The organism is Thalassobium sp. R2A62, assembly GCF_000161835.1.
Taxonomy (GTDB): domain Bacteria; phylum Pseudomonadota; class Alphaproteobacteria; order Rhodobacterales; family Rhodobacteraceae; genus Thalassobium.
Map to the genome: position 1 here is coordinate 2,467,909 of NZ_GG697169.2, position 20,907 is coordinate 2,488,815.

The 20,907-nt window shown below is 52.7% G+C and carries 23 protein-coding genes; 6 read left to right on the top strand and 17 right to left on the bottom strand.

Going from position 1 to position 20,907, the window contains the following annotated elements:
- Window positions 1-46: 46 nt before the first annotated feature.
- From addA to regB, 9 genes are all read right to left on the bottom strand, one after another.
- Window positions 47-3,406, bottom strand: a complete 3,360-nt coding sequence (gene addA / locus TR2A62_RS12275; RefSeq protein WP_009158350.1) for a double-strand break repair helicase AddA — start codon at window positions 3,404-3,406, stop codon at window positions 47-49.
- Complete coding sequence (gene addB, locus TR2A62_RS12280) at window positions 3,403-6,339, bottom strand: double-strand break repair protein AddB (protein ID WP_009158212.1); 2,937 nt, start codon at window positions 6,337-6,339, stop codon at window positions 3,403-3,405. Before addB ends, addA begins: the two co-directional genes overlap by 4 nt.
- Window positions 6,329-7,015, bottom strand: coding sequence for a nucleotidyltransferase family protein (locus tag TR2A62_RS12285; RefSeq protein ID WP_009157959.1), 687 nt, complete (start codon window positions 7,013-7,015; stop codon window positions 6,329-6,331). The genes addB and TR2A62_RS12285 overlap by 11 nt, the downstream gene beginning before the upstream one ends.
- Window positions 7,012-8,007: an aminoglycoside phosphotransferase family protein gene (locus TR2A62_RS12290; protein ID WP_009160221.1), complete on the bottom strand. Its 996-nt coding sequence runs from the start codon at window positions 8,005-8,007 to the stop codon at window positions 7,012-7,014. The genes TR2A62_RS12285 and TR2A62_RS12290 overlap by 4 nt, the downstream gene beginning before the upstream one ends.
- Entirely contained in the window at window positions 8,000-8,470 is a 471-nt protein-coding gene (gene tsaE / locus TR2A62_RS12295) for a tRNA (adenosine(37)-N6)-threonylcarbamoyltransferase complex ATPase subunit type 1 TsaE (protein WP_009159242.1), read from the bottom strand. The genes TR2A62_RS12290 and tsaE overlap by 8 nt, the downstream gene beginning before the upstream one ends.
- 37 nt (window positions 8,471-8,507) lie before the next feature.
- Window positions 8,508-8,891, bottom strand: a complete 384-nt coding sequence (locus TR2A62_RS17670) for a hypothetical protein (protein WP_009157746.1) — start codon at window positions 8,889-8,891, stop codon at window positions 8,508-8,510.
- 21 nt (window positions 8,892-8,912) lie between these two features.
- Window positions 8,913-9,347: a PAS-domain containing protein gene (locus TR2A62_RS17675; RefSeq protein ID WP_050761087.1), complete on the bottom strand. Its 435-nt coding sequence runs from the start codon at window positions 9,345-9,347 to the stop codon at window positions 8,913-8,915.
- Window positions 9,326-9,820, bottom strand: coding sequence for a hypothetical protein (locus TR2A62_RS18530; RefSeq protein ID WP_150103491.1), 495 nt, complete (start codon window positions 9,818-9,820; stop codon window positions 9,326-9,328). The genes TR2A62_RS17675 and TR2A62_RS18530 overlap by 22 nt, the downstream gene beginning before the upstream one ends.
- Before the next feature lie 351 nt (window positions 9,821-10,171).
- Window positions 10,172-11,539: a sensor histidine kinase RegB gene (regB, locus tag TR2A62_RS12305; RefSeq protein ID WP_009158842.1), complete on the bottom strand. Its 1,368-nt coding sequence runs from the start codon at window positions 11,537-11,539 to the stop codon at window positions 10,172-10,174.
- Window positions 11,540-11,629: 90 nt separating this feature from the next.
- On the opposite strand from regB, the gene TR2A62_RS12310 reads away from it, so the two are divergent.
- Together TR2A62_RS12310 and TR2A62_RS12315 are read left to right on the top strand one after the other, a co-directional pair.
- Window positions 11,630-12,253, top strand: a complete 624-nt coding sequence (locus TR2A62_RS12310; protein WP_009157326.1) for an SCO family protein — start codon at window positions 11,630-11,632, stop codon at window positions 12,251-12,253.
- Window positions 12,254-12,314: 61 nt separating this feature from the next.
- Window positions 12,315-12,863 (top strand): ActR/PrrA/RegA family redox response regulator transcription factor, encoded by a 549-nt coding sequence (locus tag TR2A62_RS12315; protein WP_009160238.1) that lies wholly within the window; start codon window positions 12,315-12,317, stop codon window positions 12,861-12,863.
- On the opposite strand, the gene TR2A62_RS12320 is transcribed toward TR2A62_RS12315, so the two are convergent.
- Complete coding sequence (locus TR2A62_RS12320; RefSeq protein ID WP_223296111.1) at window positions 12,864-13,307, bottom strand: GNAT family N-acetyltransferase; 444 nt, start codon at window positions 13,305-13,307, stop codon at window positions 12,864-12,866. It lies immediately after the preceding gene.
- Window positions 13,308-13,342: 35 nt separating this feature from the next.
- Window positions 13,343-13,936, bottom strand: coding sequence for an HD family hydrolase (locus TR2A62_RS12325; protein WP_009158047.1), 594 nt, complete (start codon window positions 13,934-13,936; stop codon window positions 13,343-13,345).
- A 122-nt stretch (window positions 13,937-14,058) separates the two neighbouring features.
- On the opposite strand from TR2A62_RS12325, the gene ahcY reads away from it, so the two are divergent.
- The 3 genes from ahcY to TR2A62_RS12340 all read left to right on the top strand — a co-directional run bounded on the left by ahcY (window position 14,059) and on the right by TR2A62_RS12340 (window position 16,666).
- Window positions 14,059-15,447 (top strand): adenosylhomocysteinase, encoded by a 1,389-nt coding sequence (gene ahcY, locus TR2A62_RS12330; protein WP_009159645.1) that lies wholly within the window; start codon window positions 14,059-14,061, stop codon window positions 15,445-15,447.
- Between the two features lie 9 nt (window positions 15,448-15,456).
- The gene (locus tag TR2A62_RS12335) at window positions 15,457-16,203 is read left to right on the top strand and encodes an extensin family protein (protein WP_009160713.1); all 747 of its coding nucleotides are present in this window, start codon (window positions 15,457-15,459) and stop codon (window positions 16,201-16,203) included.
- 121 nt (window positions 16,204-16,324) lie between these two features.
- A complete protein-coding gene (locus TR2A62_RS12340; protein WP_009160693.1) occupies window positions 16,325-16,666 on the top strand; it encodes a DUF2853 family protein in 342 nt (113 codons plus the stop codon).
- A 237-nt stretch (window positions 16,667-16,903) separates the two neighbouring features.
- On the opposite strand, the gene TR2A62_RS18535 is transcribed toward TR2A62_RS12340, so the two are convergent.
- The 6 genes from TR2A62_RS18535 to tsaD form a co-directional block, all read right to left on the bottom strand.
- Entirely contained in the window at window positions 16,904-17,035 is a 132-nt protein-coding gene (locus TR2A62_RS18535; protein ID WP_009159638.1) for a DUF1761 family protein, read from the bottom strand.
- Window positions 17,011-17,286 (bottom strand): DUF1761 domain-containing protein, encoded by a 276-nt coding sequence (locus TR2A62_RS12345; protein ID WP_009160189.1) that lies wholly within the window; start codon window positions 17,284-17,286, stop codon window positions 17,011-17,013. The genes TR2A62_RS18535 and TR2A62_RS12345 overlap by 25 nt, the downstream gene beginning before the upstream one ends.
- Window positions 17,287-17,359: 73 nt before the next feature.
- On the bottom strand, window positions 17,360-17,779 hold the full coding sequence (locus tag TR2A62_RS12350) for an EVE domain-containing protein (protein WP_009157513.1): 420 nt from the start codon (window positions 17,777-17,779) through the stop codon (window positions 17,360-17,362).
- The gene (locus tag TR2A62_RS12355; protein WP_009157985.1) at window positions 17,779-18,051 is read right to left on the bottom strand and encodes a YciI family protein; all 273 of its coding nucleotides are present in this window, start codon (window positions 18,049-18,051) and stop codon (window positions 17,779-17,781) included. Before TR2A62_RS12355 ends, TR2A62_RS12350 begins: the two co-directional genes overlap by 1 nt.
- Window positions 18,052-18,053: 2 nt before the next feature.
- Entirely contained in the window at window positions 18,054-19,019 is a 966-nt protein-coding gene (locus TR2A62_RS12360; protein ID WP_009159015.1) for an NAD(P)H-dependent glycerol-3-phosphate dehydrogenase, read from the bottom strand.
- On the bottom strand, window positions 19,016-20,107 hold the full coding sequence (gene tsaD / locus TR2A62_RS12365; RefSeq protein ID WP_040821510.1) for a tRNA (adenosine(37)-N6)-threonylcarbamoyltransferase complex transferase subunit TsaD: 1,092 nt from the start codon (window positions 20,105-20,107) through the stop codon (window positions 19,016-19,018). Before tsaD ends, TR2A62_RS12360 begins: the two co-directional genes overlap by 4 nt.
- Window positions 20,108-20,188: 81 nt before the next feature.
- Here tsaD and TR2A62_RS12370 point away from each other — a divergent pair, with 81 nt between their 5' ends.
- Complete coding sequence (locus tag TR2A62_RS12370) at window positions 20,189-20,905, top strand: uroporphyrinogen-III synthase (protein WP_050761089.1); 717 nt, start codon at window positions 20,189-20,191, stop codon at window positions 20,903-20,905.
- Window positions 20,906-20,907 lie beyond the last annotated feature (2 nt).

Consider the following 20,907-nt stretch of genomic DNA (forward strand, 5'->3'; position numbering starts at 1 on the left):
GCCCCCTCAAAAGGTCAAGCAAATGTCGTATACCACGTACGTTCAATCACAAGATCGTGCGGTCGAGAGCCCCAAGCACGAGCTCATCAGGCATTGGCATTAGTACACCTGTTTCGGTCCACAGTACCGCAGTTGAGACAGTCTTGCTCGGATAGACCAACCGTAGCGCCGCGAGATATGCACCCATCTGCCGCAAGATACCTTCGGGCGTTTTATCGACGACATCAGGGACCATCCGGTTTGATTTGAAATCAATAGCCGTGACGGTTTCGCTATCTACAACCAACCGGTCGATTGTTCCGTGAATGCGGCGACCATCTAGAGCGTCTAGGTTGGCAGTGATTGGAACCTCTGCGAGAGTGCCGGTTTCAAAAATATGGCTGAGTTCAGGCTTGGCCAACAATCGCTGTGATGTCTCGATTGCATCGGCAAGAAATGGGCTGTCCGTACCCAGCAAATTTTCAGCGACAACACTGTGATCCTCTGGCTTGATATGGGGCAAGTGTTCGAGAACCAGATGGATCGCTGTACCACGTTCCTTTGATGTACCATCATCAGCGGTTTCGGTCTCTCCGAACAGCGCCTTTGCACCTCCTAAATCAGAGGGGGAAAGTGTCGGCAAAGGGTCATCGTGTTGCGGCGTCGGGATGGTTGCAAAGTCTGGAACCTTCGACGTTGAGGCCGAAGGCTTGACCAGTTGGTTCAGCGGTAGATCCGACCATCCATCGTTTGCAAATCGCAGGCCCTGCCCAATCACAAACGTTTCATCAACCGCACCCGCCTGTGACATCCCGTACGTGACATCTTGGTACCAGCTGTCCCCGTCGCCGCCGACATCACCAGCGGCACAGACCACCAGCCATTTCTCTGCTCGCGTCATGGCAACATATAGCAAACGTTGACGCTCGTCTTCTTGCTTGAGTCGCTCGCGTTCTGTGCGATCTGAAATGACTTGAGGAACGTCAGTTGATGCGCCTCGCCAAACAACAGTGTCTGACAACGTCGTCAATTTGGGCAATGGCATTGGTTTTTTCTTCGCCGTATCTGGCAGAAATACAATTGGTGCCTCCAGACCTTTAGCGCCGTGCACGGTCATGACGCGGATCTGGTCGCCCGCGTTGTCCATCTGGCGTTTGATCTCTAGCTCGCCGGCAGCCATCCATTCTAAGAATCCAGTCAGACTAGGAATACTGCTGCGTTCGTATGCCAACGCTTGGGCTAGCAGAGCGTTGATGCCGTCTTCGGCCTCGGTGCCTAAACGACCGAGCAAACGATCCCGTGCGTCGTGGCGTGTCAGCAATCTCTCGATCAAATCATATGGCCGCAAAAAGTCGGCCTGCCGATCAAGGTCATCCAAGATCTCGCGGGTCTTGGGAAACTCGCTTGCGCGCTCTCTGAGGGTCGCTGACAAATATTGGCCCTTTGGCCGCTTGTGCGCCAAATCATAGAGGTCCTGTTCAGACCACCCAAAGATGGGTGATTTTAGCGCACCTGCCAGAGACAAATCATCCTCAGGCAAGGCCAAGAATGATAGTACCGCCGTAATGTCGCGTACCGCTAACTCTGCCCCAACCTTGAGACGATCCGCTCCAGCGACGGCGAGGCCACGTTGTTTGCAAGCAGCGATAATTTCAGAGAACAGCCCCGAGTTGCGCCCTTGGACGAGGATCAAAATATCACCTTCGGTGATAGGCCGCTTCATTGGAACGCGATCGACTTCGTCCGGTATTGTCTCGTGGGCCTTCATTCGTAGAATTTCGTCGGCAATCCCCCGCGCGAGTTGAACGTAATGGTGATCCTGCCCAACCTGATCAATCGGATCAAACCAGTCGCGATCTTCCTTGGTGTTTGTGGGTTCGATTGCGGGCCACAGATCAACGCGACCGGGCATCTGATTTTTGAACGCGATATGAAACACGTCCTTTTCTAGCCCGGCGCTTCGATCCCCAGAAAACGTCTGATCGACGAGTGTCAAAATAGGTTCAGACGATCGGAATGAATAATCGAGAGACAAGGTGTTCAGGCCAATTTCGATTTGTTCTAGCCGTTCCTTGAACATGTCCCGCATCGTGTCAAAAGCGTTGGGATCAGCACCTTGGAACGAATAGATCGACTGCTTTTTGTCACCAACTACGAATAGAGTACGCGGTTCGTCGTGTCGTGCACCCTCGCCCGAAGTGAATTCTTGGGCGAGATTTTCGATTACTGACCATTGCGCTGGGCTCGTGTCTTGGGCCTCATCCACGAGAATATGATCGATTCCGCCGTCCAAACGGAACAGAACCCATTGCGCCACCTGTGGGTTGGTTAGCAGGGATTTGGCCTTGAGGATCAGATCGTCAAAATCCAACCAACCGTGTTGTTGTTTGCGGGCCTCGTACATCGGCAAAAACGCGGTCGCAAAGGTATGAAGTGCTTGGGTCATTTCAAATGATCTTATTGCTTTCTCAATTTGCGATACTTGCCAGACTTCATCCAAAAACGTGTCTAACTCACCGCGAAGCGGCTCAAACGCCTCCACTGCTCCCTTGTGATTAGCTTGAGGCCAATTACCGACCTTTGACCGACCGTCCGAATATAGGAACGACTTTTTTAGCCACTGATAACCCTCTGTCGATGCGCCTTGCTTGAGTGTTCTTTCGAGCTCGACCCCGATCTTTTGGTAGGTGGGAGATGCAGCGGCCAAGACATCAAGAAAAGAGCGAGTATCAGTTTGACTAAGGACACCAAAGATCTTGTCGATCGGTGTTTGTGCGTTGGCATCGCGATCTAGCCCAAAGACCGCCTTCAAAGCCTCGCTCTTCTGGGGTTTGGCCAAGCTCTCTTTGTGGCTTGTGATCTGCATCAAGACGCGATCGAGATCGCTGTCCGAGACATAGCTAGCCAGATCGTACACCGCCGCAGTGTGGTCGCCGCGCGCCATGTCGTCGACCACTTCAGCCCGTAACATCTTGGCTGCGCGATCTTCCATTTCTACGAACTGAGGGCTGACACCCGCCTCTAGTGGGAAACGGCGGAGAAGTGAGGCGCAAAAAGAGTGGATCGTTTGAATTTTGAGACCACCAGGCGTTTCAATCGCCTGGGCAAATAGCACACGAGCGCGCGCTAGTGTGTTTGTGTCAATTCGGGACTCGATACCCAAATCACATAGCTCGCCGCGCAATTTGTCGTCGTCCATCATCGTCCATGCGCCCAGCCGCTTGAACAACCTGTTCTGCATCTCGCTTGCAGCCGCCTTGGTATAGGTCAAACATAGGATGTGTTCTGGCTTTGCTTCGTCCAGCAGTAAGCGGGCGACACGATCAGTGAGAACACGGGTCTTGCCGGACCCTGCGTTCGCAGCCAACCAAGTAGAGGCTTTGGGGTTTGCCGCCCGAACCTGTCTTTCCAGCGCGGATTCGGTCATGATACACCCTCTGGGTTGGGGTCCTGCGTCAGGTCCCATTCGCCAAAACGCGACAAATGATCATAATCGCTGCCAAATCGATCCTGCTCCATCGCGCGCCTTGCTGTGTAGCCACGATCGACATGCGCCCAAGCCGTCATAAGTGTCACAAACTCAGCCCAAACAGCGTTAGTTGGATTGTCTTCAAGAGGTGCTCTGGTCACCTTTGGATCGCTACCCAACCCGATGTAACTGGCCTGAACAACAGAGCTGGTCCCGACCCACTCAGCAAAACCGCCGCGCTCGACCATCGCAGCTTCTAGCAAGAGCTGTTTGTCAAAATAGGTTTGTTGTTCCTTCGTTGGGGCAGCACCAGTTTTGTAGTCGTAGATGTAAATGTTTTGCGCGTCGTCCTGATCCATTCGGTCCGCGCGTGCTGTTAGGGTGAACCCAAGATGATCAATCCGTGTCCCACCTTGTTTTTCGAATAAGACAGGCGTCGCAATGCTCACTCGTTTCGCTTCATCTGCCAGAAATTGATCAGCAATCCGGTCTAACCGCGCCATCCACATTTCCCTGATGGTAGGCCACGGCGTGTCGGCATCCATGACAGTGCGGGCTATCGTCATGAGGCGGGTTCTCGCCTCCTCGAGCGTCTCGGGTCCGCGCTCTCTAATGAACCGTTCGAAAATGCTGTGCATTGTTGTTCCGCGCAACGGTGCGTCTGGCGACGGGGTGAGCGGATTGAGAGGCCGAAGCCCCAGTACCTTTTCAGCGTAAACTGCATAGGGATCACGGATCAAAGTCTTGATTCTGGTCACAGATAGCTGAACCGGTCGCGCCGAAATGGGTGGGCAAGGAGAGGGCCTCTGGGCAGGCTTAGTGACTGTATTCGGCTGATCCATCGCTCGCGCGTAGTTGATCCATGTATCTCCGCGCGCGATCATGGCCTTCAAAGCGTCTAAACCGTACTGGTCAGGAAGACCCCCAAGCAGGTTCACCAATCGGTTGACCCACCGTGATGGGACTGTCTCGGAATCATCGGACCGAACCGATCTGGTCAGCCAGACTTCTGATGCACCAATTGCCTGTTGATAATCATGCGCTGACAAACCAATGCGACGTTCAGGCAATAGCAGGCCGGCCTTGTCTCGCATTGTGCGATTCAACCATGGGTCCGGTGTGGGACGTTCGGGCCAGACACCATCGTTAAGCCCGCCTAGAATTACGAGGTCGGCATCGTTTACACGGGCTTCGAGGGTACCTAGGATTCTGATCAATGGATTGGATTTGACCGAAGATCGTACAGTTCCACCCGACAAAACGGATCCAAAAAGATCAGCATAGTCGCCCGCCGTCATGGCGTCTGAATATGCAACGTGTTCGCTGAACATTTCGCAGATTTTGGCGGCTTCGATGCCAGCATCTTTGAGCCAGAGCTCGCCTGTATCTTGGCCGTTTGGACCAGTAGCCAGAGCCTCAGTCAGAGACAAATGGGTTAAGTAGTGTTGTTCGAGCGTCGTATGGCTTGGGGTGTCTTCGATTGAGCTTATGACTGTTGCAATCCACTCGGACCACGCAACACGACCGTCATCGGTGTCACGCGCATGTGCCCATTGGCGCAGCGTTTCTGCATCGGGGAAAGGAAGACCGTTGCGCCGAATGTACAACTCAAGCTCGCGCGTCCATAGCAGATGTGCGCCCCTAGCTGGATCGCCAGTGTGAACCAACGGGTGCTTTAACAACGTAAGCAATATCTCACTGGTCATATCTCGAGAAAGTACGCTTGCGACATGACGTAAAAGCCGACCGGGTGCGGTCAATTGCAGAGGCAAGCCAGCACTGTCATCTGGGGTTATATCCCACTGCTGCAAAGCTGCCGTAACTTGGCGTCCCAACATGCGATCTGGCGTGATCAGTGCCGCCTTCTGTCTGTCATTCGCTGCTTTCTTTAGTCTCAGCGCGATGGCGAGCGCCTCTTCTCGAGGTGTAAAAGCTTCGATCAAAGTAAGTGGAGCGGTGACCTCTCGCAGGTCTTCAAACTCTCGCCCTTCGATTCGCCACTGGTCTGTCACCGGGGCTGGTCGCAATGACAAAGACACCAATCGATTTCGATCTGAATGTGGGCGTTGTGAGTGGACTGACCAATCGTCAACCGCGCTTGGATCAATTTCTAGTCGCTGCAAAAGGCGTGCGAACCGGTATTGGGGATGATCCTCAGACGTCAGCGCATCCTTCAATCTGCGCCAAATGGGATCAGGCAGATGTGCATCGAAACCTGGCAAGACCAGCATTCCGTGCGGTAGCTGTGCGACAGCCGTCATGAAATCAAACGTCGCACCACGCGATCCAGTTGAACCCGCGACGACGATCGGAGAATTTGGCGGGCTTGCGGCCCATTGGTCGACCAGTCGGTCAACGACCAGTCGTTGGCGTGCTTCGCCATCAGGGGGTTCATACGTATCCCCAAAGTACCGTTGTACGATCTGAAAAAACGATAGTGCCCGTTCCCAGTGTCCAGACTGATCTGACACATCCAGAGCGGCAACTGTTTCAGGATCGACGCCTTCGCCCTGCATCTCTTCCATAAGATTGGCTAGACTATCTGACAAATCAAAGATCGATGAACGTGCGGCGATATCTGGCTGCGCATCAACCAATTGAGAAACGAGCGTCGAAATCTCGAGCCTTCGGCGCAACGGCGAGACAGCAGCAGGAACATCTAGCGCGACAGGATCCCGGGCGAGATCCGTGACAAGTTTTATCTGCGGCAAAAGTCGCGCGGGACCCAGATCAAAAATCTCTCTCATACGTCGCTGCATTCGACGTGTGTTTACGTACACCTCAACATGACTCAGTTCATCTTGATCGAAACGCTCGATCAAGCCGTCAACAAGGTGTTGGGTAAAGTCGACACCACATGGAATGCCAAAGACGTGGGACCTAGGCGTCATGGATCAATGCCTCTGCAACTGGGATAGCATCAGGGTGGCCAACGTCACACCACTTACCATCATAAACAACACCAAACAACTTGCGGGTGCGTAGCATTTTTTCCCACAATAACTTGATGGAAAAACTAGTCTCGGAAATCTCGGACAGGCCATCATGTTTGATGATTTGTGCGCCTGTGTAGGTGAGCATAGGATCCCAGGAAAGACGGCCTGTTTCATCCATTGCAAAGCTGCCAACGCCTTCGTGTGCATGAGTTTGCGCCGGAGGAATTAACAAAAGTAACCCATCCATCGTCTCGGGGCACCAAGCGGAATTCAAGACCTCAAACGGATTTGGGCCGCGCCAAACCGCATCAGTATTCATGGTAAAAACTGCATCGCCGTCCACTAGGTGCCTGACATTCTTTAGCCCCCCACCCGTCTCTAAGATTTCAGGTTTTTCGGTGATCGTCTGCACATTGGTGTTGCGTAGGTGATCCTCTAGCATCTCAGATTTGTAGTGCAGGTTTGCAATTTGCGTTGGCAACCCTGCGGCGTCAGCCAATGCACGCGCATGATCAATCAACGGTAAACCGACCACCTCGACCAACGGCTTTGGGCGGTTGGCAGTAAGATGCCTCATTCGGGTGCCAAATCCGGCTGCAAAAAACAAAACAGATGTAACTTCACCGCTCATACGCGAAAACCCGCAAGAGTATCTTTGGTTGGAACGGGCAATCCATTTCTAACGAGAGGCTCAATCTCAGCAAGCATCGGGTGTTGAATGGCCTCATCGATGTGTCGCCAAACTCTAGGTATCAAATCCAAGTATGAAGCTTTGCTGTTCTCCAAAGCGAGACGTGCAAACACACCAAGAATCCGGAGATTTCTCTGCAAACTCATGACTGCAAACGTCGGACCGAATGCATCCATTGATCGGCCTGTCGCGTGGACAAACTTCTCAACCAGTGCAGCTTTGGTTTCGGGTGCGACCTCACGACGAACGTCTGTCAGCAGAGACACAAGATCATATGCGGGATGCGCAACAACGGCGTCTTGAAAATCAAGCAGACCAATCGAACGAATGCCATTCCGGTCTGGAAGCCAGATCAGGTTTTCAGCGTGGAAATCGCGAAGCGCGACTGTGTTAGTTTCAGGAGCGTGATGTTCTAATAGCCCTTGAAGAACGGCGAGCGTTAGATCTTGGTGGCCGTGAGTAGCTGGATGAAACCGACCGTATTTTTCAAATGCAATATTGCAAATTCCAGCGGCGTGTTCGGGAGTAAACTCGAGTAATTCACTCATTGGGGTGCAGTTGCCGAGGTGTAGCAAAACATCCAGTGTTGTTCTGTACAAATCCAGCTCTCTTGCGGGATCTTGATCTGCCAAGCCGGCGACAATGTTCGCACCAAAATCTTCAAAGACAGCCAACCCGCCATTGTGATCAACAGCATGACATGTGGGCGCAGATAGCCCCTGTTGTCTCAACCAATTCGATACGTCGATAAATTGTTTGATCGGCACATTCGTTTCGACAGGTGCGTCCATCAGGATCCCAATTTGACCGTCGGGTTTGCGCAATCGTTCATAGCGCCGATTTGAAGCGTCGCCGGTGATTGTTGTTCTTGTTGCATCAGCCCATCCGGAACTGATGAGAAAACCGGTGATGCTCTCGGATCGTTCAGACATGGATCGCCTCGAAACGCTTGATCCAATTGATATCTCGAGATGTGATTTGGACGTGGTGACCATCAGGCATCGCTTCAAATCGCAGCGTCACCGCCTTGGATGGGACGTCCGGTCCCATCCGATCAGGCCATTCGACGAGACAAACCGCCGTTTCAAACGCCTCAAGCAGCCCCAACTCAACAGCCTCATCCGGATGGGTGAGCCGATAAAGATCACAATGCCAAATCTCCAAGTCGCCATCCTGATAGGTCTGCACCAATGTAAAAGTTGGAGATGGGACATCGCCTACGTTTGGAATTTTCGATTTGATTAGACTGCGTGCAAAGTGTGACTTACCCGCGCCGATTTCACCTTCGAGCAATAGCGTATCGCCCGGCCCAACAATTGCTGCGAATTGCTCGGCCAGTCGCGCTGTATCGCCTGGGCTAGGCAGACTTAGATCGATGTGAGCGGTAGATGTCATGGCGCCATATTATGCACGCAGATTCTGCCAGCAAGCGCTATCCGCGTCGTGCGGTCAGCAAGGCGATGTCTTGGTCTTCGACCCTTGTTTCAATTTGGCTCAGAGTAAAGCTACACATCGTGCTGCCATCAGAGAGGGTTTCGACAGAACATAACAATACTCTGCCGTCTTTAAGTTGGATGCTCTCGGACCAAGTTAACTTGTCGCCTACAGTTTCCACGTGGACCTTGAGATTCTCCCAAACAGGTGTAGGCATCGCAAGTGATTGCCACAAACGGGTCGCATCTTTGATGGTCAGATCGGCGAGCGTATGATCAATCTTCCAAAGCTGATCGAACTGCGCGTTCGAAAGGGTCAATGTCCCGAGGTTGGAAAACACGGCGATCGCGGAAGGCAGCGCATCGATGACATTCTGGCCCAATTCAATTTGCGACCTGAAACGTCACGTCGAAGAGATGTCGGCACTGATGTCTTCGAATAGAAATGCAACAGCACCGTCGTGGTGCGGCCGGCCTGAAACACGATATGTTTGACCGTTTGGCAGACTCCAAGTTTCACAATATGTACCGTCAACAGCAGCGGTTACCATACTCGTAATTTTGTCTCGCCAAGTAGAGTAATTTTTTGGTTCGGGCAGAACCCGTGCCTCACGAATTTCGTCTAAAAAATCATGTAGAGACGGGCGTGTTGCGAGCGTTTCGACTGGCAGCGTCGAAAGCTCATGCAAGGCTGGATTGAACAGAACCAATCGACGTGCCCGATCAAAGATCGCAAGTCCTGAGGGTAGATGAGCGAACGTCTTGGTGAGTGTTTGCACAAAGGTGCGCTGCGCCTCTTCGGCTTTGACCAACGCATTTACGTTATTGGCAAAATGCATTGCCCCTGACCTTCTTCGTATGCTCGAGACATCAAACCGAAGGTCGGTAACATTGTCGGGGGCAAGCACGGATACTCTTCGTTTTGTCGAAGACTGACCGACAGGTACTTCGAGATCCTCAGAAAAATTTGGTGGGGTGGCCAGATAGGAACGTCTGTTTCGGTCCGCCCGGCAATATCTTCTGCAAGTGTAAGGTAGGCAGAATTGGCCCAAGTGATCTGATGATTTGCGTTCAAATTCCAGATCAGTTGGGGTGAATCTTCGGCCAACCCACGCAGTGTCTCTAGTTCGTCCTCGAGCGCGTTTAGACTGAGGGGATCAATATATTGAAAATCAGGCGCTGGAATGGTTTCGGTGATCTTGAGGCAGGTCAAACCATCCCATGACTTTGCCTCGATCTTGCTGTTTTTGACGCCTTCTGCGTCGAGGGAAAATCCACCTTCTTCATCCAGCGACAACAATCGTTCCTTCAAATCTGGGAACCGTGGGGTAGCTAGAAACAGTAGTTTATCCCAATCCGACAGCTCCTGAGCGCAACGCGAAAGCAAAGAGAGAGCATCTGGAGCCGCATCTACCAATTCATCCCGATCGAACAAAAAAACGGCCGAGCTAAGACGGCCTGACGATGTCGTTGTACGTGCTTTTGGTCGCCGTGCCAAAATTGAAAGACCGGCCAAGAGTAAGGCAGCACAAGTGAGAGACGTTAGAATTATGCCAATGAAATTGAGGGGCCAAATGCCGAGCATCGCCAATCCTGATTCTGTTCATCCCAGATCAGCGTCGTTCATTTTGGTTAATGAGGTCTTAAACCTACCGTCCGGTCATTAGAGCTCGAATTGTTGGTTCTCGCCCAGTGCTTTCGTTTCGCCATGAAATGGTGTCTCGACCTCATTGCGAGGCCAAATGACTTCGACGATCGCGCCCGCCAGTGCAGAGGATTTTCTTGATTGACCTCCGTTCGAAAAGGTCAGCGTCGCACCAGACCGTTCAAGCAATGTTTTGGCAATAAAGAGACCTAGGCCCATTCCCTCATACCCCGGACGCAGCCCGATGCGGCGCCTATTCAAGAATGGATCACCAAGCCGACCAATGACATGGGATGGAAACCCGCGACCATCGTCTGAGATGCGAATGGAAATAGTATCTTCGGTCCAGCGGCTTTCAACGACAACTTCGCTAGTGCTGAAATCAACCGCATTTTGGATCAGGTTCCGGACGCCGTGGATGATTTCCGGTTTGCGCAGAATTGTGGGCTGTCTGTCATCAGCATCAGATTTGACGACAAAATTGACAAGCTTGCCTCGGCTGACATGAGGGGCCGCAGCCTCTTGGACCACGGTTTCGAGAGGGGCATGTTTGAGCAACAGATCGTCTTTGCCAGACTGTCCCATGGACCGCAGGATATCGCGACATCGATCCGCCTGATCGCGGATCAAAACCGCGTCGTCATATTTCTCGCTGCCCTTGTCCAATTCATTCATCAGCTCGGAACTGACCAGTGTGATGGTTGCTAGTGGTGTTCCCAACTCATGCGCCGCGGCTGCGACCACCCCACCTAAGTCGGTCAGTTTTTGTTCACGGGCCAGCGCAAGCTGCGTGGCGGCCAATGCATCAGACATGTTGTGCATCTCTGTGATGACACGGTGTGCATAGATGCCCAGAAATACGACCCCAATTACCAAAGCTAACCAGAATCCGAACAAAAAGATGCTTGGGAATCTCAATATGAAGCCTTCATTGGTTTCAATAGGGATATGAAATTCGGCAACAAAGGTGATCAGCAGAATTGCGAACAACCCAAGCAACACAGTTTGCCGCAAATGCAAAAATGTCGCGGCAATTGTCACGGGTGCGAGTATCAACACTGCAAAGGGATTATGAAGCCCACCGGTTAGGAACAACAAGAAACCTAACTGCAGGACATCGAATGCCAACATCGACAATGCCTCTCGGTCGGATAGGCGCTTGTTTTCAGGATAGACAAAGATCGCGATCAAGTTGCCCAAAACGGCGACACCAACTGCGGTTGCACACAGTCCAATCGGAATTTGCAGCTCGAAATAGCTGTAGGCAAAGACAATGGCGATGCTTTGACCAACAACGGCAAACCAGCGCAAAATAACTAAGGTACGCAAGCGGACCCAGTTGCTGCGTTGGGTTTCGAGAAGAAATTGGGGTGTCTGCGCCGTCATCATTTCACAATTCTATGAGTGGACTATCTACCCTCTTGATATTCGGCGTTTCGCAATCGATCAATGCGACGAACTGAATAGGGGGCATTCATGTCAAAAATCGCAGCTATCGCCGCAGGCACCACAGTTGTTGCACTGATAGGTGGAGCCTATCTATTCACACTTGTGGATCGTGACGCAGACGTCTTCGCCCAATGCCGCGCATCGCAGGTTGCAGGTGGTGATATTGGTGGACCGTTCACGTTGGTCAACGGCGACGGTGTCACAGTGACCAGCGAAGAGGTGATCGATCAACCGAGCCTCATCTACTTTGGGTACACCTTTTGCCCAGATGTTTGCCCGCTCGACGTCGCGCGTAATACGGTTGCGATCGAGATCCTTGAAGAAGACAGAGGCATGATGGTTCAACCCGTCTTTATTTCGATCGATCCGGAGCGGGATGATGTGCAAACGGTTTCTGACTACGCCGCCAATTTTCACGAACGGATGGTTGGCCTGACGGGGTCACCGGAACAGGTGAAATCAGCATCGACCGCCTATCGCACCTACTATCGCAAACAAGAAGGCGATGATCCTGATTACTATCTCATGGATCACTCGACATTTAGCTATTTGATGTTCCCAGACGTCGGCCTTGTTGAATTCTTTCGAAATGACATCGGTCCCGAGAAGATGGCCGATCAAATGGCATGCTTTGTCGAGGCAGCCGCGTAATTTGACCTAACTCTGTGAGAGGCTATCTTTCAGGGTGAGGACGTAACTGAACGGTGCGACTATGACTGAACTCTTTGACCTTGGACCTGACAAGACGCTTTTGTTGGTGGATGATGATGAGCCGTTTCTGAAACGGCTCGCCAAAGCGATGGAAAAGCGAGGGTTTGATGTTGAAACGGCGGGCTCTGTTGCCGCAGGCAAGGCAATTTCCACAGCACGTCCCGCAGCATACGCTGTCGTGGATCTTCGCCTGGAAGATGGCAATGGTCTGGATGTGGTCGAGGTGCTGCGCGATCGTAGGCCGGATGCACGTATCGTCGTCCTAACGGGCTATGGCGCCATCGCGACAGCCGTGGCCGCGGTCAAAATCGGCGCGACAGATTATCTGTCCAAGCCTGCAGATGCGGCGGACATTATGAATGCCCTGCTTGCGAACACCGATGGCCTTCCCCCACCCCCAGAAAATCCGATGAGCGCAGACCGTGTGCGCTGGGAACATATTCAGCGGGTCTACGAGCTGTGCGACAGAAATGTCTCTGAAACTGCGCGACGTCTAAATATGCATCGCCGGACATTGCAGCGCATTCTCGCAAAACGAAGCCCGAGATAACTAGAGCGTCAATCGCTTGCTAATCCGGTCAACCCGCTTGCCATCGGCAAGTGGGACGTCACGACTTACCTCGAAGTCACTGAAGCCCAGTTTGGAATAGTACGCTAGGCCGCTGGTATTATCTGCACGGATCGTCGCGTCGATTTCGATGAATCCAATGCTAGCCGCCTCTTGAAGAGTTGCTTTGAACAACATGGCCCCAATGCCGCGCTGCGTCGCCCCTAACAGCGCGAAAGTAGCGATGCTTCCAACATTTGGTGGTAGGTTTGCACTGTGTCTGACGTATTGCAAACCAGCGATCATATCTTTTGGGGCAATGGCCACAAAACAGCATGTCGTCTCGCCCGCCCCAGTAATGATAGCGTCAAAGTAGTCCGTTGGAACGATCCCTTGGATTGCTGTCGTGCCGCCAGCGTCAACAACTTCTTGCAACAGGGAAACCATATCTTGTGCGTCGGAAGGAGTCGCCGTTCTGACAATCATAGTTGCGCCATTAGATCGTGGTGACGTTTGGTAAAGTCGATGCGCACCTCTGTCGGTGGCCGTAGCCGAATATCTAGACCTGAGGTCAACGCTTCGTCAGGCTTGCCAAAGAATTTGTCTGCCTCGCCCTGTGTAAAGCCGGCAATACGAACGGCCTCAAGCCACGCGCTGATCTTGTCGGCTTTCTTGATTTCCTTCTTGATCGCTGCTGGCGTTTTGGCAGACAAACCAAACCGAATGTGGATAGCCGCGGTCAATCGGTCATCTAGATCCTCATAACCAGGCCCAACGGCCGCCTTTACTGGACTAATCATGTCGCCAATCACGTATTCCGGTGCGTCGTGCAAGAGCGCAGCCAAACGAGACGCGACCGAAGCCCTGGGGTTTTGCAGGTGAAAGATACGCTCAACCAACAAAGAGTGTTCAGCGACTGAATAGGCATAGTCACCCATCGTTTGACCATTCCAACGGGCCACAAAAGCTAGCCCGTGGGCGATATCCTCAATTTCGATATCCATGGGTGTCGGATCAAGCAGGTCCAAACGACGTCCGGATAACATGCGCTGCCATGCGCGGGGTGGTTGTGCCAATGGGACACTCCTCAAAATTCTTCCACTAGCGTAGCAACTCGACCTGCGGCTTCAAGGTCATTGTGAACATGTCAAACCGCTGTTAAGAGGCGGCAGTTTCATTAATGAGGCAGGAGCCTGACATGACTGATTATATCGTCAAAGATATCGCACTGGCTGATTTTGGCCGTAAAGAGTTAGACATCGCTGAAACCGAAATGCCGGGCCTGATGTCGCTGCGCGCTGAATATGGCGAAAGCAAACCTTTGACTGGTGCACGGATCGTGGGCTCGCTGCACATGACGATCCAGACCGCCGTTCTGATCGAGACACTGGTCGCTCTGGGCGCTGACGTGCGCTGGGCATCGTGCAACATCTTCTCGACCCAAGACCACGCAGCCGCGGCGATTGCCGCTGGCGGTACGCCGGTCTTCGCGATCAAAGGTCAGTCGCTCGAAGAGCATTGGGACTACCTCGACAAATCGTTCATGTTCGAAGACGGCCCAAACATGATCCTCGACGATGGTGGCGACGCAACACTCTACATCCTGCTTGGCGCACGTGTTGAGAATGGCGAGACTGACCTGATCGAAGTTCCGACATCTGAAGAAGAAGAAGCGGTCTTTGCGCAAATCAAAAAACGTATGGCTGCGAGCCCAGGCTGGTTCACCAAAATGCGTGGCCAGATCCAAGGCGTTTCGGAAGAGACAACGACAGGCGTTCACCGTCTCTATGAATTGGTGAAACAGGGCCAGCTGCCTTTCCCTGCGATTAACGTGAACGATAGTGTGACCAAGTCGAAGTTCGACAACAAATACGGTTGTAAGGAATCGCTGGTCGACGGCATCCGCCGTGCGACTGATACAATGATGGCCGGCAAGGTTGCCGTTGTCATGGGCTACGGTGATGTTGGCAAAGGTTCTGCCGCATCTCTCGCTGGCGCAGGCGCTCGTGTTAAGGTCACTGAAGTTGATCCGATCTGTGCGCTTCAGGCGGCTATGGATGGCTTTGAAGTTGTTCTGCTCGAAGACGTTGTCAGCACCGCTGATGTGTTCATCACAACAACCGGCAACAAAGACGTCATCCGCATCGAGCACATGCGCGAGATGAAGGATATGGCGATCGTTGGTAACATTGGTCACTTTGACAATGAAATTCAGGTCGCAAGCCTGAAGAACCACAAATGGACCAACATTAAAGAGCAAGTCGACATGATCGAGATGCCATCAGGCAGCCGCTTGATTCTGCTTTCTGAAGGTCGTTTGCTGAACCTCGGCAACGCGACAGGTCACCCATCGTTTGTGATGTCTGCGTCCTTTACCAATCAGGTTTTGGCACAGATCGAACTCTGGACTAAAGGCGACGAGTACAAGAACGACGTCTACATCTTGCCCAAGCATTTGGACGAAAAGGTAGCGCGTCTGCACCTCGATCGTATCGGTGTAAAATTGACACCGCTCGCCAAAGAGCAGGCTGACTACATCGGTGTTTCGACCGACGGTCCATACAAGTCAGAGCACTACCGTTACTAAGCTTTCGATATGCCAAATGGTCTAAATCCAAAACGCCGCCCTGCCGTGCGCTGGGCGGCGTTTCTTGTTCTACTGGGCGGTATTGGGTACATCGCGTACCAAGCGTTGACCTTGCCGCAATCTCCTATCCCGACTGCATGGAATCCTGTCGAGCCCCTGCGCATCACTGATCCTGTCACCCCACTGACTCAATGGAAACTCTCTAACGCTGTGGCGTCCCCCGAGGCGTGCCTCACTGTTTTGGGGTCTCAGGATGCTGATGTGCGTGGCCGGTTTCGGGAGGACCGAGTTGATAGTGACAAGTGCTTTATCCGCGGTCGTGTTGACCTAACCGGAATTGGTGCCGCTGATATTCGTAAGCTCGAGACAAGCTGTACCATCGCATTGCGTGTTGCGATGTGGGAACGTCATGCCTTGCAACCTGCCGCGCAACAGCTGCTTGGAACGAGCGTTGCTGAAATTCGCCAGATCGGTAGTTATAACTGCCGAGAGATCCGGACGACCAATGGCGCCACTGGTAGGATGAGCACGCACGCGACTACAGACGCTATTGATGTGACCGGTTTTGTGATGGCCGATGGTGCAAAAATTGACCTACTCGCTGATTGGGATGGCAATGATCCCAAGGCTCAATTTCTTAAGTCTGCCCGCAATAGTGCCTGCGAATGGTTCCGTGTGACGCTTGGGCCAGATTATAATCGACTTCACGCGGATCACTTTCATCTACAGAATACGGGTTGGGGTCTCTGTCGGTGACGTGTCTTTTCATTGTTTCCCCCTTTACCGATGCGCCCTTTCACCCTTAGATTCAGGCACAGCCACAGATTTTGTGGAAAACTTGGGCATTTGCCCGGCATCAATAGTTGGGAGACGAACCATGGGAAAACGTGACGATCTGATCGTGCAGTACGCAGATGATCTCAGAAACAAATGCGGGATGACCCCCGATATGGACCTTTTGACTAAGGTCACTATCGGTTGCGGCCCTGCAATCTACAACGCTGACGCATCGACCGTTGCTGGCAGCCAAGCTTCCGAGCTTGAGACAGTCAAAAACAACTTCCTGATGAAAAAGCTGGGTCTGGCAGACGGTCCACAGCTGATGGAAGCCATCAACTCGGTCATCGAGACATACGGCAAATCCGAGCGCAACAAGTACCGCGCCGTGGTTTACTATATGCTGACCAAGCACTTTGGCAAAGAATCCGTCTACGGCTAAACCCCGCGACAGACAAAAAAGACGCCCGTTCTGCCTGATTGGCCGAGCGGGCGTTTTTGTATCTAGCTAAAGTTTGAGCCGGTTTGTTGGTACAACTCTTTTGCCTTGGACAGCCAAATGATCGTATCAGCCACTCTGGCCAGGACGGCCGGAACCAAATTCAAATACACGTGTGGTGCATTGGGAGCACGTGGGTGAAGAGAGGGTTCCAGCGTCTTGCCGGAACCCTCTTTGCTTTTAGAACATCATCAAGATCGCGCCAATAACGGTACTGCCAATCGTCGCGTACACACCATCAATCACGATCAATGCACGTGGGCGTTGTGCGAACAAATAGTTCGTCGTCAGCCATGGTGTTGCGATGAACATCCTAGCCCCAAACCATTCTTGGCGCCTTCCAAAACCGTCTCTACCCGTGCAAACTGAAACACATGGCGCATCATGCCCGCGACCAGAATTGCCGCAACAAAGCTACCAACGAAGGCAGTGATGTTAGCCTTGTTCATGGTTTCTTCGGTCAAACCAGCGGCGGCCATCCATTGTTTGCCCATCACGCCGTACCAAATGGCGCCAAAGATCCAGCCACCAGCTGCGGCCACAATCACGTTTAGAAATTCCATAATTTGTCCCTCTTCCCTATGAATTGCTCTGAATATGCAATCCTATGTTGGATGAGGCTACGGTTTTGCCTTATCAGACTGAGACGCCACCTAGCGTGCAAATCAAGGCAAATTCATTTTCGGTCACAGGCTGAACGGACAAACGAGAGTTTTTGACCAATACCATTTCGGCCAGCCGTTCGTCGCCTTTGATTTGATCCAAAGAGATCGGTTGCAACAGTGGTTCAACGGCTTTGATATCAACACATTCCCACCGATCATTGTCTGTCGTGCTATCTGGATGAGCCTCTGCACAAACCTCGACGATCCCGACGATCTCTTTGTCCTTTTGACTGTGATAGAAAAAACCACGATCACCAATGGCCATTGAGCGCATGAAATTTCGGGCCTGATAATTGCGGACTCCGTCCCATTCTTCGCCTGCATCACCCTTGGCCACTTGATCGTCCCAGGACCAAACTGAAGGCTCAGATTTAAACAGCCAAAATGCCATCACCCAATCACCTTGTTCCATTCGTGAATACGATTCTGCTCGAATAACCCCGCCTTGGAATACGGATCGTTCGCTGCCCATTGCTCTGCATCGTTCATTGAATCCACGTCGAGCACGATCAAGGACCCAAACATCAATCCATTTGAATCCATCAAGGGCCCAGCCATTTTCACAACGCCTGTCCGTTCGATGTACGCAAGATGCGCAGCACGGTTCTCCTTCCGTACCTCCAAGTGGTCCGGTTTGTCGTGGCACATGATCGCAACCAACATATCTATTCTTCCTTTAGGGCGCGTGACAGAAGCACCTGCATCGCGGTTTCCACAGTTAATGTTCCAATCGCCAGCCCCGCCACGGCAGCGCAGATTGGCATCTCAATTTCCATTGATTGGGCCAGTTTAGTGACTGCTTGGGCAGTTGCAGCGCCTTCAACAGTTGTCTTGGCATCAAATGGGTGATGCGACCCGATCGCGAGACCAAAACGGTAGTTGCGCGATCCTTCAGAAGTACAAGTAAGCGCCATATCCCCGTAGCCAGACAGCCCCGCTAAGGTGTCAGCTTCGGCACCTAACGCTTTCGCCATACGTGTCATTTCAGCGTAACCACGCGTCATCAGCGCGGCGCGCGCGCTTTCACCGAGGCGCGCACCCATTGCAGCACCACAGGCGATCGCGATTACGTTCTTCAGCGCACCGCCTAGTTCGGCACCGATCATATCCGTGCTTCGGTACAGCCTCATCGTGTTGGTCGAGAGGCTGTCCTGCAGGATCATGGCTGACGTCTCGTTCGCGCTCGCGAGGGTCAGCGCCGTTGGAAGTCCGCGCGCGATGTCATGCGCGAAACTTGGACCAGTCAGGATTGCAGGCGTGGCATTGGGGCAAATCTCTTGGATCAATTGACTGGGGCCAGTCATCGTCTGAACATCAATCCCCTTGCAGCACGCCACCAGTGTCTTGCCGGCCAACCATTGACGGTGAGTCTCTAGAAACGGCCGCAAAGTTTGCGTGGGTGTCGCCAACAGCAGGGTGTTTTCATCGTGAAAATCGGCCAGATCAGCGGAAATCGCCAAACCCTTGGGCAAGTTGATCCCAGCCAACCTTCGCTCATTGCTGCGCGTTTCCTGCATTTCTAGGGCGTGATTGGCGTCACGAGCCCAAAGTCCGATACGATCATGTTTGCTAGACAGTGCGACAGCGAGCGCCGTGCCAAAAGCACCTGCACCGATCACAGAGATTGTCATGCCTTTGCGCCCCTTTTTCCGGATCCCAACATTGAAGGGCTGCTTTGATCCAACGGCCAACGCGGTCGAGCCGACAGCGTTAGATCATCAAAGTCATCTGCGAGGAATTTTTCAACACCAACATAGGCGATCATTGCGGCGTTATCCGTACAAAGTGCCAGAGGTGGAGCTAAAAAATCCGTCTCTAACTCAGTGCAAAGCGACTCTAACGCCGAACGAATATGTCTGTTTGCGGCGACGCCCCCCGCAACAGCGAGCGTTGGGTTCGCGGGATTATGTTCCAGATACATGGACAGAGCGCGGCGCGTTTTTTCAACCAATACATCTGAAACGGCGGCTTGAAACGATGCGCATAGATCAGCCTGATCCTTTTGGGTCAGGGTGCCATCGATGACCACATTATCGCGAGCACGGATCAATGCAGTCTTGAGGCCAGAGAAAGACATATCGCAACCGGCTCGATCCAAAAGCGGTCGAGGCAGAGCAAATCGCGTTTCGTCGCCATGTTTTGCGCATGACTCAACGTTTGGACCACCGGGTTGTGGCAGGCTTAGGATTTTTGCGGTCTTATCGAATGCCTCGCCAGGGGCGTCATCAATTGTTCCACCGATTCGACTAAAGCGATCGGCGCCATGGGCGATCAAAAACTGACAGTGCCCCCCTGACACCAGAAGCATGAGATATGGGTAGGCAACGTCATCCGTTAGACGTGGCGTCAATGCGTGACCGGCGAGGTGATTCACGCCGATCAAAGGCAATCCAGAAGCCGCGCAAATGCCTTTGGCACACATTACGCCTGACAGAACGCCGCCGATCAAACCAGGACCAGATGTAACAGCGACAGCAGACAACTGGCCCAAGCCCAGTTTCGCCTCAATCAGTGACTGTTTCACCGCAATATCAATCTTTTCAGCATGTGCGCGTGCTGCGATCTCGGGGACGACACCGCCAAATGCGGCATGTAATTCTGTTTGCCCAATCACAACAGACGACAGTATCTTTGTCCCAGTAGGATCCGCCCGCACGACTGCGGCAGCGGTGTCGTCACAGCTGCTTTCTAGGCCAAGCATATAGATCGGATCAGTCATAACAGGTCTGGGGTGTTGCGCGTTGTTGGGCATTGTTTAACATCACCCATATTGGGTCATATTGGACAGAGACACCAGCACATGCGCGCCACACTTCTCCTAACTCGACCCTTTGAGCAATCGCTCGAGACGGCAAAGCGTTGTGAGGGCCTTTCGGCCAACATTGTCGTGTCGTCGCTGATTGAAATTGTTCCAACAGCGGATATGCCGGAAACCCCTGCCGACAGTAGCTTTGTTGTGACTTCGCAAAACGGTGCGCGACGCCTTCCTGAAACACAAGAAGGAATCGTTGTGTTTTGCGTGGGAGATCGTACAGCGCAAATTGCGAGCGAGCTGGGATATGTCACTAAATCAGCCAAAGGTGACGTTGATGACTTGTTGTCGCTTATCAATCGCAGGGATGAAATCGGGCCGCTTGTCCATGTGCGAGGGGTCCATACCTCTGGTGATCTGGTCGCCAAACTATCCGCTCAAGGACATCAAGCGAGCGAATGGATAGCCTATGATCAGCGCGAACAACCGCTCTCGGCTGATGCGAAATTAGCGTTGAACGGTGAAAAGCCGATCATCCTTCCCCTATTTTCGCCGCGCACGGCCAGCCTACTCTTAGCCCAAGGCCCGTTCTCTGCGCCGATTCACCCGATTGGGATGAGCCAAGCTGTTCTCGATGCTCTTGGATCAATGCAGACACATCCGCCCCGTGTTGCAGCACGCCCAACAGCGGATGCGATGCTTACTGAAATTGAAGCCCTTCTGTCGCAGCCTCATCGGCTTGAGAGCGGCTCTGTGTCAGGTTAGAT

Coding starts and splice junctions, on each gene's coding strand:
- TR2A62_RS12340 (WP_009160693.1), top strand. CDS start 16,325: ATGGGAAAACGTGACGATCTGATCGTGCAGTACGCAGATGATCTCAGA.
- addB (WP_009158212.1), bottom strand. CDS start 6,339: ATGACGCCTAGGTCCCACGTCTTTGGCATTCCATGTGGTGTCGACTTT.
- TR2A62_RS18535 (WP_009159638.1), bottom strand. CDS start 17,035: ATGTTCATCGCAACACCATGGCTGACGACGAACTATTTGTTCGCACAA.
- TR2A62_RS12315 (WP_009160238.1), top strand. CDS start 12,315: ATGACTGAACTCTTTGACCTTGGACCTGACAAGACGCTTTTGTTGGTG.
- TR2A62_RS17675 (WP_050761087.1), bottom strand. CDS start 9,347: ATGCATTTTGCCAATAACGTAAATGCGTTGGTCAAAGCCGAAGAGGCG.
- TR2A62_RS12345 (WP_009160189.1), bottom strand. CDS start 17,286: ATGGAATTTCTAAACGTGATTGTGGCCGCAGCTGGTGGCTGGATCTTT.
- ahcY (WP_009159645.1), top strand. CDS start 14,059: ATGACTGATTATATCGTCAAAGATATCGCACTGGCTGATTTTGGCCGT.
- TR2A62_RS12355 (WP_009157985.1), bottom strand. CDS start 18,051: ATGTTGGTTGCGATCATGTGCCACGACAAACCGGACCACTTGGAGGTA.
- TR2A62_RS12350 (WP_009157513.1), bottom strand. CDS start 17,779: ATGGCATTTTGGCTGTTTAAATCTGAGCCTTCAGTTTGGTCCTGGGAC.
- addA (WP_009158350.1), bottom strand. CDS start 3,406: ATGACCGAATCCGCGCTGGAAAGACAGGTTCGGGCGGCAAACCCCAAA.
- tsaE (WP_009159242.1), bottom strand. CDS start 8,470: ATGACATCTACCGCTCACATCGATCTAAGTCTGCCTAGCCCAGGCGAT.
- regB (WP_009158842.1), bottom strand. CDS start 11,539: ATGACGGCGCAGACACCCCAATTTCTTCTCGAAACCCAACGCAGCAAC.
- TR2A62_RS12285 (WP_009157959.1), bottom strand. CDS start 7,015: ATGAGCGGTGAAGTTACATCTGTTTTGTTTTTTGCAGCCGGATTTGGC.
- TR2A62_RS12310 (WP_009157326.1), top strand. CDS start 11,630: ATGTCAAAAATCGCAGCTATCGCCGCAGGCACCACAGTTGTTGCACTG.
- TR2A62_RS12335 (WP_009160713.1), top strand. CDS start 15,457: ATGCCAAATGGTCTAAATCCAAAACGCCGCCCTGCCGTGCGCTGGGCG.
- TR2A62_RS12370 (WP_050761089.1), top strand. CDS start 20,189: ATGCGCGCCACACTTCTCCTAACTCGACCCTTTGAGCAATCGCTCGAG.
- tsaD (WP_040821510.1), bottom strand. CDS start 20,107: ATGACTGATCCGATCTATATGCTTGGCCTAGAAAGCAGCTGTGACGAC.
- TR2A62_RS12320 (WP_223296111.1), bottom strand. CDS start 13,307: ATGGTTTCCCTGTTGCAAGAAGTTGTTGACGCTGGCGGCACGACAGCA.
- TR2A62_RS12290 (WP_009160221.1), bottom strand. CDS start 8,007: ATGTCTGAACGATCCGAGAGCATCACCGGTTTTCTCATCAGTTCCGGA.
- TR2A62_RS12360 (WP_009159015.1), bottom strand. CDS start 19,019: ATGACAATCTCTGTGATCGGTGCAGGTGCTTTTGGCACGGCGCTCGCT.